We start from the raw sequence: 16,127 nt of genomic DNA on the forward strand, positions 1-16,127 counted from the left end.
AGACGCGGCTTCCGAAAAAACTAGACTGGGTCCAAATTGAGTCGGGCGCCCTGATGCGATCCGGCCGTCACCCCAGCATTGGAGAGCGGGAAATGAGCGACATGTTGATCCGCAACGGCACCGTGATCGACGGCACCGGCGCACCGGGCTTCGCGGCGGACGTGCGCATTGCCGGCGATCGCATCGTGGAAATCGGCAAGGGCCTGACCGCCGCGGCCGGCGAGACGGTGGTCGACGCGCAGGGCTGCTACGTCGCGCCGGGCTTCATCGAGGCGCACACCCATTATGACGCGCCGATGTGGTGGCAGCCCGAGCTCGATCCGCTGCCGGGCAATGGCGTCACCACCATCATCAGCGGCAATTGCGGCTTCACCGCCGCCCCCATCTCGCGCGACAAGGACGCGCAACTCGAAATGGTGAAGATCTTCTCCTTCTTCGAGGATATTCCGCTTGAGCCTTTCCTCAAGCATCTCCCATTCGACTGGCACACATTCTCCGAATACCGCAAATCGGTCGAGGCCCGCGTGAAGCTGCCGGCCAATATGGCGATCTTCGTCGGCCATATCGCGCTGCGCCTGACCGTGATGGGCAAGGATGCCTGGGAGCGCGCGGCGACGAAGGACGAGATCGCGCAGATGGCCGCGCTGCTCGACGACGCGCTGGCGGCCGGCGCGCTGGGCCTTTCCGACAATCTGCTCGACCATGACGGGCAGAACCGGCCGATCCCGACGCTGAAGGCCGAGGACGACGAGTTCATGGCGCTGTTCGACGTGCTCGATCGTCATCCCGGCGCCTGCTATCAGGTGATCATCGACAATATCATGCGCCACACCGGCCCGGCCCAGACCGAGCGGATGACGCGCATGCTGAAGGGCCGCGGCTTCCGCGTCCAGATCGCCGGCGCCATCCCCTTCCGCGAATATAGCCGCGAGCGCGTGGCGCCGATGAAGGAGCGGATCGCCGCGATGCGCGCCGAGGGCATCGACGTGTGGCCGGGTTATGCCCATGTCGCGCTCACCGCGCAGATCAGCATCTTCAAGTCGCTGCTCTTCGCCCAGTCCAACGACTATGTCTGGCATGAGGTGGTGCTGGCGGAGACGGACGAGGAAAAAGCCGCAATCCTGCGCGATCCGGACTGGCGCGCCCGCGCCCGCGAGACGTGGGACACGAAATGCTGGCCGATGGCGCCGCAGAATAATTGCGATCGCCTGCTGTTGACCCGCATCGGCTCGGACAACGGCACCGGGCCGTTCGACATCACGCTGCAGGACTATGCCGAGCAGCTCGGCGTGCACCGGTCCGACGCGATGGCCGAATGGTTCCTCGCCAATGGCGTGCGCTCCGCGGTGCGGATGGCGGCGGACGCGCTGATCGAGGATCTGGTGGTCGAGCTGATGAACGACCCGAATACGGTCGGCAACATCTCCGACGCCGGCGCGCACCAGCAGATGCTGTGCGGCGGCGGCGAGAATATCCTGCTGTTCACCAAATATGTCCGCGACCTGAAGGTGATCTCCGTAGAGCAGGCGGTGCACATCCAGACCGGCAAGCTCGCCCGCCATTTCAACCTGACGGACATCGGCGAGATCAAGGTGGGCAAGCGCGCCGACCTCACCGTGTTCAACCTCGACGAGCTGCAGCGCCACGACATGGAGCGTGTCTATGATGCGGACGACGGCATGGGCGGCATCACCTGGCGCTATTCCCGCCCGGCCGCGCCGATGCGGCTCACCGTGGTGGGTGGCGAGGTGACGTTCGACGGCAAGCAGGCGACGGGCGCCAAGCCGGGGACATGGCTGTCTCCGCAGGGAGAGGCCGAAGCGGTGAAGATCGCGGCGGAGTAAAATCCGCCCCCAGTTTGCTGGGGAGCGGGGATCTTCGCATAAATCCACGTCATGCCAGCGTAAGCTGGCATCGCTCTCTACTCCGTACGGCGTGCGTTTTGAGAGTGATGCCAGCTTGCGCTGGCATGACGAATTGATGAGCCCATGACGCTTGTCGCAACCGGTTCCACTCCCGCGGAGGATTTCGCCGCTGCTGCCTTGCCAAGCGAAGGCACCGCACCCACCTCGCGCGCATCCGACACATGGCATGGCGGCCTGCCGTGTCCGTAAAGCAGGGAGCATCGGCTGATGAAGACCGCGAGGCTGGGATCGACGGGGCTCGAGGTGTCGCGCCTCTGCCTGGGCTGCATGACCTATGGCGAGCCGGGGCGGGGCATGCACGAATGGACGCTGCCGGAGGAGCAGAGCCGTCCCTTCATCAAGCAGGCGTTGGAACTCGGCATCAATTTCTTCGACACTGCCAATGTCTATTCGGCCGGCAGCTCGGAGGAGATCGTCGGCCGGGCACTCCGGGATTTCGCGAAGCGCGACGAGGTGGTGATCGCCACGAAGGTGTTCAGCCCGATGCGGCCGGGCCCGAACGGGATGGGGCTGTCGCGCAAGGCGATCATGCATGAGATAGACGCCAGCCTGACGCGGCTCGGCACCGACTATGTCGATCTCTACCAGACCCATCGCTGGGATCCGCACACGCCGATCGAGGAGACGATGGAGGCGCTGCACGATGTCGTGAAGGCAGGCAAGGCGCGCTATATCGGCGCATCCTCCATGTATGCGTGGCAATTCGCCAAGGCCCAGCATGTCGCCGAGCGCAATGGCTGGACGCGCTTCGTCTCGATGCAGAATTATGTGAACCTGCTGTACCGGGAGGAGGAGCGGGAGATGATCCCGCTCTGCCTCGATCAGGGCGTGGGCCTGATCCCATGGAGCCCGATGGCACGCGGCCGGCTGACCCGGCCGGTCGGCGAGGAGACCGAGCGTACCAGGACCGACCAGTTCGGTGCGACGCTCTACGATCTCGAAGGGGCCGATCGCGGCGTGATCGAGGCGGTGGCGGCGGTCGCCGCCGCGCGGGGCGTGCCGCGTGCGCAGATCGCGCTCGCCTGGGTGCTGCAGAAGAAGGGCCTGACCGCGCCGATCATCGGCGCCTCCAAGCCGGGCCATCTCGAAGATGCGGTGGCGGCGCTCGATATCGAGCTGTCGGCCGAGGAGATAGCGCAGCTCGAAGCCCCCTATGTGCCGCACGCGGTGATCGGGCACAGCTGAAGCGGTGCCGCCCTCGATCAGGCGGCCTCGTCCCAGTCCTCCACCTCGTCCCAGAGCCACTCGGGCGGCTCGGGTTCGTCGCGGCCGGGCGGTGCGCAGCCATGGGTGCGCCAGTGGCGGCGGTGGAGATCATAGTCGGCGACGCGTTCGCGGGTCTTGGCGATGAGGGCGGCGGCTTCGTCCGGATCGAGATCGGGGCGGGCGTTCAGCGACCAGCGATGGTCGGGGCAGCGGGAGAGCCAGAAGAGGATGGCCGCGAGCGAGGGCGGCTGCTCGACGCGGGTCTGGGTGCGGATGATGTCGCCATCGTCGTTACGGAAGATCTTCTCGCGGACATGGCTGTAGCCGGTGGCGCGGGCGAAGAGGGCGGCTTCGACGGCATCGTCTGCAACGTCTTTGGGAAGGCGTACGGCTTGGCCGAAGGCGGCGTGGCGGAGCGTCCATTGGCGGATGGTGGTGGTGGTGACGCCGAAGGCATGGGCGAGATCGCGGTCGAGCGCGCCTTGTCCGGCCAGCGCACGGGCCAAGGGCACGAAGGCGGGGTCGTAGCGTGATGCGGGTGCGGGCGGGTCGGCGTCGATGGGTTCGACGAGGGGGGCGGTGATCGGTGCCGGCAGAGGGGGGTGTATGCGATGAGGGAGGGTATCGCTTGCCGCCGGTTCGGCCATTTCATCTTCCCCCGCAGGGGGAGGGGGACCGTGCGCAGCACGGTGGAGGGGTTCCCGCGTATGACAGGCGACACGCCCGCAGTGGAGGTGAGCCCCTCCACCAGCCTGCGGCTGGTCCCCCTCCCCCTGCGGGGGAGGATGATCGGCGAGAAACTGAAGAGGATCGGTATCGTCCGTCGGCGTATCCGCCGGAGCGAGCGCGTCGATCCGAGCGAGCGTGTCGGCGTCGCCTTCCATCTCCGGCTCGCCGTCGACCGCGGCACACCAGGCCTCATAGGCGACATGCTCGATCTCGCGCAGTCTCTCTTCGGTAGGCGTGAGATCGTCGGGGCCGGCTCGTCGGATCACCATCGGCGCGGCCCAGCGGGCGGGGCGGCGGATGCGCAGCCAGAAGGCGGCGGCCCTGTCGTTGGGCGGGACATGCTCGGTGACGGTGGTGCGGATCAGTTCGCCGTCCTTCAGGGCAAGCTGCTCGGTCTCGCGGTCATGGCCGGTGGCCAGTCGGAACAGCGCGCGTTCGACGGCTGCGTCCGCCGCCTCCGGTGACAGACGGCAGGCGGCGGCGAAGTCGGGATGCTGCTGCTTCCAGGCGCGGATGGTCGTGAAGGGCACGCCGAAGGCGGTAGCGAGATCCTTGTCGAGCGCGCCGCGCGCCGCAAGCGTGCGGACGACGGGGATCAGGGCGGGGCTGTAGTCGGTCATGATAGCCAGGCTGGCATGGGTGGAGGGATTGCCGGGAGGTCCCTTGTCTCTCGCACGATGAATTTTCGCGGCTTCGCGACGCCGCTCTCTGACGGTTAAAATGTCGATAATATTTACACCGGGCGCGTCGTTAACCATTCAACATGTTGATTCGGTGTTTTGGCATGATGTTTGCTTGGTAAGTCCGACCATGATGTGGGGAGGAAGCCGATGCGCCTGTCATTTCTATTGCCCGGTCTGTGCCTGGCTCTCGTAGCAACCCCGGCCTTTGCCGATTCGATCAGCGTCGCGCCGACGGATATCGGCAAGAGCTTCACGCTGGACTATAACGGCTATACCGGCGCGGGAACGATCGACGGATTGACCGGCCAGACCGTCTTCACCCTTTCGGGCGTGTCGGGCAACTCCTACACCTTCGATTATACCGTCAACAACACGTCCGGCACGCCAATCACCGGATCGCGCATTTCGGGCTTCGGCTTCAACACCGATCCCGACATTGCCGGCGCCTCCTCGACCGGCGTCTTCGATACGGTCGGAACCGGCAACGCGCCCAATGTCGGCACCGTCGATGTTTGCTTCAAAGGCGGCGGCGGCACGAATAATTGTGCCGGTGGCGGCGGCGACGGCGTCGATCTCGGCAACTCGGCTTCGGGAACGCTGACGCTCGACTTCTCGTCACCGACGGATCTGCTCAGCCTGAGCGACTTCTTCGTGCGCTATCAGTCGATCAGCGGCGCCGGTGGGATCAGTTCCGCGGTCGGCTCCGGCACGCTCAGCTCGTCGGGCGGTGGCACGCCGGTTCCGGAGCCTTCGGCATTGCTCCTGTTCGGTGTGGGCCTTGCGGGACTCGCCTTCGCGCGTAATCGCAGCCGTCCGGCACGCCGTCTGGCTCTGGCGGCCTGACACGGAAATCGCCGGCAGAGACGTCCGGAGGTGCATATGCGTATTCTCGTCAGCGTTTCGCTTGCTGCCCTGGCACTCACCGGGTGCGGCAAGGTGGCGCAGCAACCTCCTGCGGTCTCGCTCAAAAATGCCGAGACTGCGCTCGATCGCCATGACGTGGCGGTCGCGCGCATCGAGGCGCTCAACGCCGTGCAGGCGGACCCCGGCAATGCCCGGGCGCATCTGATGATGGCGCGCACCGCGCTGGAAAGCGGCGATGGCATTGCGGCCGAAGCCGAGCTCCAGCGCGCGCTGGCCGGGGGCGTGGCCGCATCGGAAACGCATCATCTGATGGCCCAGGCGCTGCTGCGCCAGGGCAAGCTCGATCAGGCTCTAGCGGAGGCTGTCGCGGCGCCGCCGGCCCATCGCGCGGTCGCGCTGCGCGTCACGGGCGAGGCGCTGGCGGCGAAGGGCGATGCGGCTGGCGCCGAGGCGGCGTTCAAGGATGCGTTGCGCATCGCGCCGAACGATGCCTGGACCTGGTCCGATCTCGGCCGCCTGCGGCTTGCGCTGGGCGACCAGTCCGCGGCGCAGGCGAGCGCGAAGAGCGCGCTGCAAGCCGATCCGCGATCGCTCCAAGCGATACTGCTGCAGGCGGATATCGCCTCGCGGAACAAGGATTTCACCGGCGCCCGTGCCTGGGTCGGCCGTGCGCTGGCGATCGATCCGCAGAATTTATCGGCGCTGTTGACGCGTGCCGGTATCGAGGGCGACAGCGGCAAGACCCGCGCGATGCTTGCGACGACGCGGCAGGTGCTGCGCCTCGATCCGAAGAATTCCTATGCCTTTCAGCTCCAGGCGCAGCTTGCGGCGGATGCGGGGCATGACGAGCTGGCGCGAACGCTGCTGATGCGCGGCGGCGATGCACTCGACGATTATCCGCCCGCCATGCTTCTGCGCGGCGCGCTCGACTATCGACTGGGCAATAATGAAAGCGCGATCGATCAACTGGACAAGCTGGTCTCGCGTCAGCCGGTCAATCTGCCCGCGCGCCGGCTGCTTGCCGCGGCGAAGTGGCGCGCAGGCGATGTCGCCGGCACGATCGACGCGCTGCGGCCTGCCGCCGATCAGCTGGGCGCGCCACGGGAAAGCCTGACCCTGATGGCGCAGGCGCTTACCAAGCAGGGCGATGCAGCGGCCGCGAAAGTCTATGCTGCCCGCGCGGCCAGGCCGGATGCGCAGTCTCTCGCCCGTCAGGTCGTCGATGGCGACCGCGCGATCGCTGCGGCCGACTGGCGTCGCGCCATCGCCATCTACGAACGCATCCGATCGGATATCGGCGATCGCGATGCAGCGATATTGAACAATCTCGCCTGGGCCTATTTCAACGCGGGCGATGTCGCGCAGGCGCAGCCGCTTGCCCGCAAGGCTGCCGCGCTCGCTCCTTCCAACGGGGCGGTTCTCGATACGCTGGGCTGGATCAGCTTTTCGGCCGACCGGCAGTCGGCCGACGGCCTGCCGATGCTCCAGCTTGCCGCACAGAAGGCGCCGGCCAATCCCAATATACGCTGGCATCTCGCCCAGGCCCTCTCGGTCAGCGGCAAGGCGGACGACGCACGGCGCGAGGCGGCGGCGGCGCTGAACCTCAACGCCGCCCCTTTCCGAGAGAGGCGTCAGGCGGTCGCGTTCCTCGGACGGAGCTAGGGCGCCGCGCCGGCCTCATCCTCTCGCCATCGCCCTTCAAGCGAAAGGGGCCGCGGTTCAGCCGTAGAAGTCCGGGTAGCGGGCGAGCAGTTCGCGGAGTTGGTTGTCGGCGACGGCGAATTCGAAATGCTGGGTCTGCGCGGTCTGGCGCAGGCCATAGACGTTGGTCCAGCGCCAGCCGGCCGAGCCGTCGCGCCCGCGTGTCTCCATGGCGAGATGGCAGAGCGCGGATTCGCCGGAGACCGGCTCGATCGCAATGTCGACGAGATGGAGGGTGAAGCCGGGGCCGATCCTGCGCCACCGCTCGAACTGGCCGATGCAGGCGGCGTCCGCTTCGCCGCGATTCCGCATCGCGCCGACATGGCCGTTGGTGAAGGACATGTAGGGAAAGCCGAGATGGCCTGCGATGGCCCGGCCATCCTCGGCCGCCATGGCGTCGCCATAGCTGCGGCAAAATGCCTCGGCGCGATACATGTCCATCCTCTTCCTCCTTCTTTTGGCCGAGCGGCGCCGGATTCGCGGGGGCGCAGGCAATATTCCCGTCGCGAAGCTGCCCGAGCGCCATTATTCCTTCAAGCGCCGGACGAGACCTTCTCCCGCGCGATGAAAGGATGGAGCGATGGGCACGATCACCACCGAGGACGGTACCGAGATCTTCTACAAGGATTGGGGCGCGAAGGATGCGCAGCCGATCGTCTTTCATCATGGCTGGCCGTTGAGCGGCGACGACTGGGACAACCAGATGCTGTTCTTCCTGGGCGAGGGCTTCCGCGTGATCGCGCACGATCGCCGCGGCCATGGCCGCTCGACGCAGACGGCGACCGGCAACGAGATGGACACTTATGCCGCGGATGTCGCCGCGCTGGTTGCGGCGCTGGATCTCAAAGACGCCGTGCATGTCGGTCATTCCACCGGTGGCGGCGAGGTGGCCCATTATGTCGCACGGGCAGAGCCGGGCCGCGTTGCCAAGGCGGTGCTGATCGGCGCGGTTCCGCCGGTGATGGTGCAATCGGATGCCAATCCGGGCGGGCTACCGATCGAGGTGTTCGACGGTTTCCGGGCAGCGCTGGCGGCCAATCGCGCGCAATTCTACCTGGATGTGCCGTCCGGGCCGTTTTACGGCTTCAATCGCGACGGCGCGACGCCGAGCCAGGGCGTCATCCGCAACTGGTGGCGGCAGGGCATGATGGGCGGAACCAAGGCCCATTATGATTGCATCAAGGCATTTTCGGAGACGGACTTCACGGAGGATCTGAAGGCGATCGAGGTGCCCGTGCTGGTGATGCACGGAACCGACGACCAGATCGTTCCTTATGCGGATTCCGCTCCGCTGTCCGTCAAGCTGCTGAAGAACGGCACGCTGAAAAGCTATGACGGGCTGCCGCACGGCATGTGCACCACGCATCCCGAGATCATCAATCCCGATCTGCTGGCCTTCATCCGGAGCTGACGAGACCGAAGGGCGTGCGGGGCCGGTTGCGGGATGCGCTTCGGCGCGCCGTTCGGCCCCGGGCCTTCTCAGGCGACGCCCCTGATCGTGCTGCCCTGCTCGGCCAGCAGCTCGTGGATACGTCCGGCGAGCTCCGCCTGGCGGAACGGCTTCGCGAGCAGCGGCAGGCTGGCCATCTGATGTCCGGCAAGCTGCGCATAGCCGGTTGCCAGCAGCACGGGCATGCCGGGAAACAGGCGCTGGACCTCGGCCGCGAGATCCGCGCCTGTCATGCCGGGCATGAGATAGTCGGTGATCACCAGATCGGGCCGCAAACCATCCCGCAGCAGGGAGAGCGCATGCGTGGCGGAGCTTGCCTCCGTCACGCTGTGGCCGAGATCGGCCAGCAGCTCCGCCGTGCCTGCGCGCACCCTTTCTTCGTCGTCGACCAGCAGGATCACCGCCGGCGGGGTGGCCGGCACGCCTCGCGGCGTGCCCGCATTCATGTCTTCCGCGGCTTCATTGGCCACGGGCAGCCACATTTCGGCGCAGGTACCACGGCCGGGCGTGCTTTCGAGGTGAAGTGCGCCGCCCGATTGGGCGGCGAGCCCATGGACCATGGAGAGACCGAGACCGGTGCCCTTGCCGACGCCCTTGGTGGAATAGAAGGGCTCGATCGCGCGCTTCAGCGTCTCCTCGTCCATGCCGCAGCCGGTATCGCAGGCTGAAATGCGCACATAACGGCCGTGGCGCAGCGCCATGCCATGGTCGGGGCCCACATCATGGGCATCGATGGCGAAGCGCAACGTGCCCCCGCCGGGCATCGCATCGCGCGCATTCACCGCAAGATTGAGCAGCGCGAGCTCGAGCTGTCCGGGATCGACGCGCGCCGGCGGCAGATCGGGGGCGGCCGTGACGCGGATCTCGATCTGTGAGCCGACGGTGCGCGCGACGAGATCGATCATGCCCTCGATCAGCGCATGTGCATCGACCGCGCGCGGCTCCAGCACCTGCCGGCGCGCGAAAGCGAGCAGCCGCTGAACGAGCGTCTTGGCGCGATCCGCGCCCTGCATCGCCGCCGCAATCAGGCGCTGCGAGCGATCGTCGCCTTCCAGGCGCCGTCGCAGCAGATCGAGGCTGCCCACGATCGGCGTCAGCAGGTTGTTGAAGTCATGGGCGACGCCGCCGGTAAGCTGGCCCACCGCCTCCATCTTCTGCAGCTCGGCAAGTTGGGAGAGCACTGCCTCGCGCTCGGCGATCGCCGTGACGATGCGCTGTTCCAGCGTCTCGTTGAGCCGCCGCAGCTCCTCCTCCGCGCGCCGGCGCTCGCTTCGTTCATGCGCCTCGGCCAGTGCCCGATCGACCACGGCAGGCAGGCGATGCAGCCGTTGTTTGACGACATAGTCGGTCGCGCCGCGCTTCAGCGCTTCCACGGCGACATCCTCGCCGAGCGTGCCGGAGACGAACACAAACGGCGTCTCGGGCGCGATTTCGCGCGCGATGGCCAGCGCTGCTTCGCCGTCGAAGGCGGGTAGCTGATGGTCGGCGATGATCAGATCATATCGGTTTTCTTCGAGCGCGCGGACGAAATCCGCCCGCGACCACACCCGCTCGACCGTGCAGGGGCGTGCCGCCCGGCGCAGATATTCCCCGATCAGCTCGGCATCGATCGCGCTGTCTTCCAAGTGCAGGACGCGGATCGGCGACAGGTCGACGGTGGGGCGTGCGTTCATCTCAGGCAGCGAATCCTCTCGGTGGCGGTTCGTTGAGAACGGCCCAGAACATGCCGAGATCCTGGATCGCTTCGAAGAATTGCTCGAAGCCGACCGGTTTGACGACGAAGGCGTTCACGCCGAGCTGATAGCTGCGCACCAGATCGCGCTCCTCGCGCGACGAAGTCAGCATCACGACGGGGGTGTGGCGCAGCCGCGGGTCGCTCTTGATCTGCTCCAGCACTTCGAGCCCGTCCACCTTGGGCAGCTTCAGGTCGAGCAGGACGACGACCGGATCGCCGCTGTTCCGGCCTGCATAGGCGCCACGCGCATGCAGATAGTCGAGCGCCTCCGCGCCATCGCGCGTGACGACGACGGTGTTGGCGAGCTGGCACCGCTCCAGTGCGGCCAGCGTCAACTCGACATCCTTGGGACTGTCCTCGACGAGCAGGATGGGTTTCAATTCGGGTGCAGCCATTCAACCTCCGGTGGCGTTCGGTAGCGCGAAAAAGATCGTTGCGCCTTGATCGACTTTACCCTCGGCCCAGACACGTCCGCCATGACGCTGTTCGACGATGCGTTTCACATTCGCAAGGCCGATGCCGGTGCCTTCGAACTCCTCGACCCGATGGAGCCGCTGAAAGACACCGAACAGCTTGCCGACATAGGCCATGTCGAAGCCGGTGCCGTTGTCACGCACGAAATAGACGGTCTCGCCATTGCCGGGCTGCGATCCCACCTCGATCACCGCATGCGCGCGGTGGCGGCTGAACTTGATCGCATTGTCCAGCAGGTTCTGGATGACGAGCCGCATCATCGTGGGATCGGCGACTACGGGCGGCAGCGCGCCGATCTTCCATTCGATCTCCCGGTCGCCGATATGCATGGCGAGGCGCTGCCGGACCTCATCGACCAGGCCGTTCATGTCGATCCGCAGAGGATGCAGGCTCGAGCGTCCCATCTGGGAGAAGTTGAGCAGATCGTCGACCAGCGTGCCGGCCGACAGGGCTGATTCGATGATCGTGTCGATATAGCGGTTGGCCCGTTCGGAAAGCGCTTCGCCCTCGTTCTGCTTGAGGAGCTGAGCGTAGCCGACGATGTGGCGGAACGGTGCGCGCAGATCGTGGCTGACGGAATAGCTGAAGGCTTCCAGTTCCCTGTTCGATCGGACAAGCTGATCGTTGAGCTCCGCCATCTCCTCGGCGCGGCGCAGGACGATATCGACGATCGCACCGCGCAACAGGCTGGCGGCGTCGATCTCCGCCTCGTCCCACGGCAGCGCGCGCAGGCGGACCGTCTCCTTCCAGACCTCGAAGGATTTTCGCGGATGGATGCGCGCACCAGCGGGCGCTGAATCCATCGGCTTCACCGGCGATCCGCCCCAGCCGACGGTGCGAACCGCCTCGGGGCGGAACCAGAGCACGTAGCTGGCATGGATCTGCGAGATCGGCACGGCGACGAGGCCGCTGGCCTGATCCTTGAACGCTTCGGCCCCGGGAATGTGCTGGGCCAGGCTCTCGGTGGCGAAGAGATCGTCGATCGCGCGTTCTTCGAGCCAGCTCACGATGGCGCGCACCGCTTCTTCGCCGGGGGTTTCGCCGGTCAACCGGCATCGTTCGCCGAAGATCACCGCCGCGCCCTGCGAATGGGTGAGATCGAGCAGGTCCTGCGGCCGTGCCATCAGCCCGTCGACGAAATGATCCTCCGTGGCCATGCTGGCCAGCAGCCGCCCCTGCACGGCGCGCAGCGCGATGCGTCGCTCGGCCAGCGCGGTCTGCTCACGCGCGGCGATCTGCAGCGAGAGGATCTTACCGACGAAATCGCAGGCATTGCGCACCTGATGGGGCACGCGCCGCGGCGCCTGATTGTGGCAGGAGAGCAGCCCCCATAGCGCGCCCTCGCGCAGCAGCGACACGGACATGGAGGCGCCGGTGCCCATGTTGCGCATATATTCGAGGTGCACGGGCGAGACGCTGCGCAAGGTGGCATGGCTGAGATCGATCGGCCGGCCGGTGCGCGGATTGATGGCCGGCACGATCGGCACCGGCTGATAGTGCGCATCCGCGATCAGGCGCAGGCGGTTCAGCCGGTAGAGCTCGCGCGCCTGCGCGGGGATGTCGGATGCGGGAAAGCGCAGATCGAGATAGGAGGGCAGCACATCGTTGCGATGCTCGGCGATCACCGTGCCGTTCATATCCTTGTCGAAACGATAGACCAGCGCGCGATCGAAGCCGGTGATGCGGCACACTTCGCGGGCCGCGATAGCGCCCAGCGTCTCGATCGAATCGGTCTCCTGGAAGGCGTCGAGAAAGGTGCGCATGAAGGGATAGACGTCGCCGAACGTCTCCGAATCCTCGGCTGGCGCCTCTTCCAGTTCCAGGATCAGCGCATCGGGCGCATGGTGCGCGAACGCATGCAGCGAACCGCCTGCGCGGGCAATGCGGCCGAGATAGGATTGTCCGTCCCTGGAAATGCCGGAGACGAGCTGCGCAACGACGCGCTCGAACCCGCGCGGCAGGACATGCTGGACCGGACTGCCCAGATAATGTGCTGCCTCGCCGAGACCGGATGTCGGGCCGATCGCGGCCTGCTCGATCGTCAGCGTATCGGGGGAGAGCACGAACAGGCAGCCCTGCGGCTGGATGCTGCCCGGAACATGGATGGGCTCGCGCGCGCAATCGTCCAGACCCGCGGTCCGGCTGGGCTGCTGGTCGGTTGGGCCGTCGACCGTCATCCGTTTCTCCCAACTATGCGACAAGAATTTCAATGGCTTGTCGAGAGATCCGAGCAGAAGCTTCAATAACTTCCGACTCATATTTAGACCAGCCCGGATCGTCGTTCCGGAGCTTCCGTCCGTCGAGGCCGTGCGAACCCCGAAAAAGCCCGCCGCACGCGACATCGTGCGACGGGTTGGAATAGATGGAGGCCCGAGCCGGAATCGAACCGGCGTATACGGATTTGCAGTCCGCTGCGTCACCACTCCGCCATCGGGCCGGAGCGGGCGCAATGAGGACAGCGGCTGCATCTGTCAACAGCCAACAGTTGCCGCATCGCAACAGCAAGCCGCTTGGCCTTGCCTGATCAACGCTATAGAAGCCTCAGATCGGGCTTTACTGTATTGTGCCGATAAGACAGTTGTGCGACGAAGGCGGGGCCATGAGCAAGCAGGATTTCGAGGCGATGCGTCGGGCGATGGTGTCGAACCAGCTCCGGACGGCGGCAGTCAACGACGCGGCGGTCGTCGCCGCGATGGCCGCGGTGCCGCGCGAGCGGTTCGTGCCGGCCGAGCGCGAGTCGCTGGCCTATCTCGATATAACGGTGCCGCTGGGCAATGGCCGCGCGCTCAACCCGCCGCTGGTGACCGGCCGGCTGCTGACCGAGGCCCATCCCATGCCGGGGGATCGCACGCTCGTCGTCGGCGCGGCCACTGGCTATGCCGCGGCGCTGCTGGCGCGGCTCACCGCGTCGGTCGTCGCGCTGGAGGAGGAGCCCTCGCTCGTCGCCGCCCTCGAGAAGACCTTTGCGGGCGTGTCCGATGTCACCGTCGTGTCCGGCCCGCTCGCGGACGGCTGGGCTGAGGGCGGCCCCTATGATCTGATCCTGGTCGATGGCGCGATCGAGACGTTGCCCGACGCGCTCGTCGCCCAGCTTGCCGATGGCGGCCGCCTGGCTGCCGCGGTGATCGAGAAGGGCGTGAGCCGCCTGACCATCGGCCGGCGTTCGGGAAGCGGCTTCGGCTCTCGCGCCTTCGTCGATGCGGATGCGGCCGCGCTGCCGGGATTCGCGAGGCCCAGGGCATTCAGCTTCTGATGGGTGCGCCTCGATCCGTGCGCCGCCTGTGGCTTGGCGGGCTGGTGTCCGTCGCCCTGGCCGGCGGCGGGGCTGAGGCGGCGTCGCTGCGCGAGGCGCTGATTTCGGCTTATAACAGCAATCCGGAGATGACCGGCGCGCGCGCCGCGCAGGATGCGCGCGACGCCGATGTGGGCATCGCCAAGGCCGGAGCGCGGCCCAATGTCGGCGCGACGGCCGACTATACCGAGAATCTGCGCCGCTCCGGCCTGAACCTCACCTCGCCGAACCGGCAGCTCACCGCGGGCATCAATGCCTCGATCCCGATCTACCAGGGCGGGGCGGTGTCCAACGGCATCAAGGCGGCGAAGCTGCGCAATACCGCCGGCCTCTCGACGCTCCGGTCCAGCGAGGCGGATGTGTTCACGCAGGTCGTCGCCGCCTATATGGACGTGATCCGCGATACCGCGATCGTCGAGCTCAATCAGAAGAATGTCAGCGTGCTCGACACCAATTTGCGCGCGACCAACGACCGGTTCGAGGTCGGCGACGTCACCAAGACGGACGTTGCCCAGTCCGAAGCGCGCCTCGCCGGCGCGCGGAGCCAGCTGGACGCCGCCGAGGCGACGCTGACCGCGAGCCGCGAGACATATTTGCGGGTGATCGGCCTGGTCGCCGACATGCTGGATCCGCCACCGCCTTTGCCCAATCTGCCGCAGGATACGCAGGACGCGGTCGAGGTGGCCGTCGCCAACAATCCGGATCTGCTAGCGGCGCGCAAGAATGCCGAGGCGTTCGGCTACGACATCAAGGTAGCGAAGGCGGCGCGGATGCCGCGTCTCTCAGCGGTCGGCGGCGCCAACTATCTGAATTATTTCAATTCGCTGCCGGCTTCTTCCTCGCTCGGAGGCGAGAGCATCGGCACCTTCACCCAGCATGGCGCCACCACCTCGGCCGGCCTGTCGCTGACCATCCCGCTCTATCAGGGCGGCCTGCCGAGTGCCCAGGTGCGCAGGGCCGAGGCCGAGGCGCGCCAGGCGCTGGAGCAGGTGGTGGCGGTGGAACGCAACGTCGTCGCCCAGGCACGATCGACCTTCGCCAATTATCAGGCGGCGCTGGCGGTGATCAAATCCTCCGAAACCGCTGTCTCCGCCAACGAACTGGCGCTCGAAGGCACCCGGGCGGAGAATACGGTGGGCACGCGCAACGTGCTCGACGTGCTGAACGCCGAGCAGGAGTTGCTCAACTCGCGGGTGCAGCTCGTCAGCGCCCGTCGCGACGCCTATGTCGCCGGCTTCGCGTTGCTCGCGGCGATGGGCAGGGCGGGGGCGGCGGATCTCGGCCTGGATGGCGGCACGCTCTACGATCCCTCGATCCATTATCGCAAGGCCGCGAACGACTGGTCCGACTGGCACGGCGACGGGCCGCCGAGAGCGGTTGCGACTCCGACCTACGGGCCGACGGAGAAATAAGCCGTTTCAACCTTCCCCGGCACGGGCGGCGACGACGAAACAGGCGGTGAAGCTGTGATGCACGCGCAACATGGGGTCGGCGGTTAACGGATCGGTGAGGAAGCCCGTGACATGGCTGGAAATGTGATTAATATCGGGCCCGCTATGGGGGATGTTCGCCACGAACCGTCGATGGAAGACATACTCGCTTCCATCAAGCGTATCATCGCAGAGGATGGCGCCGGGCCGGCGCCTTCTCCCGCCGCGCGACCGCGGCCGCGCGTGGTCCCCGATCCTGAGCCGAGCGCCGATTCGCAGGACAGCGTGCTGGAGCTGACCCAGACGGTCGACGTCGATCAGGACGGGCCTCTCGTGTCCGGCGATGCCGCGGAGGCCAGCCGCGCGGCCCTTGCCCGTCTTGCCACGATGTCGATCAAGTCCGAACCCGGCCTCGACAACACGCTGGAAGGGCTGGTGCGCGAGTTGTTGAAGCCATTGCTCAAGGAATGGCTCGACGCCAATCTTCCCGAACTCGTGGAAACGCTCGTGACGCGCGAGATAGCCCGTATCACCGGCACCAGCCTCTGAGCCTTTAGAGAACGGCGTCCTCATCCTCCCCGGAACGGGGCTACCGGATTCACGCATCGGTTTGTGTCGCTTTTTTCCCGTCATGCCAG

14 protein-coding genes and 1 tRNA gene are annotated in these 16,127 nt (G+C 66.4%); 8 read left to right on the forward strand and 7 right to left on the reverse strand.

All coding sequences use genetic code 11. The annotated features are described in order from the left end of the window. Window positions 1–92: 92 nt before the first annotated feature. Both GQY20_RS13035 and GQY20_RS13040 read left to right on the forward strand, forming a co-directional pair. Entirely contained in the window at window positions 93–1,844 is a 1,752-nt protein-coding gene (locus GQY20_RS13035) for an N-acyl-D-amino-acid deacylase family protein (RefSeq protein WP_157217532.1), read from the forward strand. Between the two features lie 288 nt (window positions 1,845–2,132). Beyond that, window positions 2,133–3,110 (forward strand): aldo/keto reductase, encoded by a 978-nt coding sequence (locus GQY20_RS13040; RefSeq protein WP_157217533.1) that lies wholly within the window; start codon window positions 2,133–2,135, stop codon window positions 3,108–3,110. Between the two features lie 17 nt (window positions 3,111–3,127). Here GQY20_RS13040 and GQY20_RS13045 read toward each other — a convergent pair whose 3' ends face one another. Further along, window positions 3,128–4,480: a hypothetical protein gene (locus tag GQY20_RS13045; protein ID WP_157217534.1), complete on the reverse strand. Its 1,353-nt coding sequence runs from the start codon at window positions 4,478–4,480 to the stop codon at window positions 3,128–3,130. Window positions 4,481–4,690: 210 nt separating this feature from the next. On the opposite strand from GQY20_RS13045, the gene GQY20_RS13050 reads away from it, so the two are divergent. Next, complete coding sequence (locus GQY20_RS13050; protein ID WP_157217535.1) at window positions 4,691–5,386, forward strand: cistern family PEP-CTERM protein; 696 nt, start codon at window positions 4,691–4,693, stop codon at window positions 5,384–5,386. Window positions 5,387–5,422: 36 nt separating this feature from the next. Continuing rightward, a complete protein-coding gene (locus GQY20_RS13055) occupies window positions 5,423–7,069 on the forward strand; it encodes a tetratricopeptide repeat protein (RefSeq protein ID WP_157217536.1) in 1,647 nt (548 codons plus the stop codon). Window positions 7,070–7,126: 57 nt separating this feature from the next. Here GQY20_RS13055 and GQY20_RS13060 read toward each other — a convergent pair whose 3' ends face one another. Further along, window positions 7,127–7,549 (reverse strand): hypothetical protein, encoded by a 423-nt coding sequence (locus GQY20_RS13060; RefSeq protein ID WP_157217537.1) that lies wholly within the window; start codon window positions 7,547–7,549, stop codon window positions 7,127–7,129. 139 nt (window positions 7,550–7,688) lie between these two features. On the opposite strand from GQY20_RS13060, the gene GQY20_RS13065 reads away from it, so the two are divergent. Then, the gene (locus GQY20_RS13065; RefSeq protein WP_157217538.1) at window positions 7,689–8,519 is read left to right on the forward strand and encodes an alpha/beta fold hydrolase; all 831 of its coding nucleotides are present in this window, start codon (window positions 7,689–7,691) and stop codon (window positions 8,517–8,519) included. 68 nt (window positions 8,520–8,587) lie between these two features. Here the strand turns inward: GQY20_RS13065 and GQY20_RS13070 are convergent, their stop codons facing one another. The 4 genes from GQY20_RS13070 to GQY20_RS13085 all read right to left on the reverse strand — a co-directional run bounded on the left by GQY20_RS13070 (window position 8,588) and on the right by GQY20_RS13085 (window position 13,204). Beyond that, window positions 8,588–10,231, reverse strand: coding sequence for a hybrid sensor histidine kinase/response regulator (locus GQY20_RS13070; protein ID WP_157217539.1), 1,644 nt, complete (start codon window positions 10,229–10,231; stop codon window positions 8,588–8,590). Window position 10,232: 1 nt separating this feature from the next. Then, on the reverse strand, window positions 10,233–10,688 hold the full coding sequence (locus GQY20_RS13075) for a response regulator (RefSeq protein ID WP_157217540.1): 456 nt from the start codon (window positions 10,686–10,688) through the stop codon (window positions 10,233–10,235). Further along, on the reverse strand, window positions 10,689–12,944 hold the full coding sequence (locus GQY20_RS13080; protein ID WP_157217541.1) for an ATP-binding protein: 2,256 nt from the start codon (window positions 12,942–12,944) through the stop codon (window positions 10,689–10,691). Between the two features lie 186 nt (window positions 12,945–13,130). Further along, window positions 13,131–13,204, reverse strand: a tRNA-Cys gene (locus GQY20_RS13085). 162 nt (window positions 13,205–13,366) lie between these two features. On the opposite strand from GQY20_RS13085, the gene GQY20_RS13090 reads away from it, so the two are divergent. Further along, complete coding sequence (locus GQY20_RS13090) at window positions 13,367–14,020, forward strand: protein-L-isoaspartate O-methyltransferase family protein (RefSeq protein WP_157217542.1); 654 nt, start codon at window positions 13,367–13,369, stop codon at window positions 14,018–14,020. Then, the gene (locus GQY20_RS13095) at window positions 14,020–15,471 is read left to right on the forward strand and encodes a TolC family outer membrane protein (protein ID WP_157217543.1); all 1,452 of its coding nucleotides are present in this window, start codon (window positions 14,020–14,022) and stop codon (window positions 15,469–15,471) included. Before GQY20_RS13090 ends, GQY20_RS13095 begins: the two co-directional genes overlap by 1 nt. Window positions 15,472–15,477: 6 nt before the next feature. Here the strand turns inward: GQY20_RS13095 and GQY20_RS32140 are convergent, their stop codons facing one another. Next, a complete protein-coding gene (locus GQY20_RS32140; protein WP_198350969.1) occupies window positions 15,478–15,633 on the reverse strand; it encodes a hypothetical protein in 156 nt (51 codons plus the stop codon). Between GQY20_RS32140 and GQY20_RS13100 the strand changes: the two genes are divergently transcribed. Then, window positions 15,616–16,038 (forward strand): DUF2497 domain-containing protein, encoded by a 423-nt coding sequence (locus GQY20_RS13100; protein WP_157217844.1) that lies wholly within the window; start codon window positions 15,616–15,618, stop codon window positions 16,036–16,038. The genes GQY20_RS32140 and GQY20_RS13100 overlap by 18 nt on opposite strands. The last annotated feature ends 89 nt before the right edge of the window (window positions 16,039–16,127 follow it).

Origin of the sequence: Flavisphingomonas formosensis (assembly GCF_009755815.1) — a bacterium.
In the GTDB taxonomy this organism is placed as follows: Bacteria; Pseudomonadota; Alphaproteobacteria; order Sphingomonadales; family Sphingomonadaceae; genus Flavisphingomonas; species Flavisphingomonas formosensis.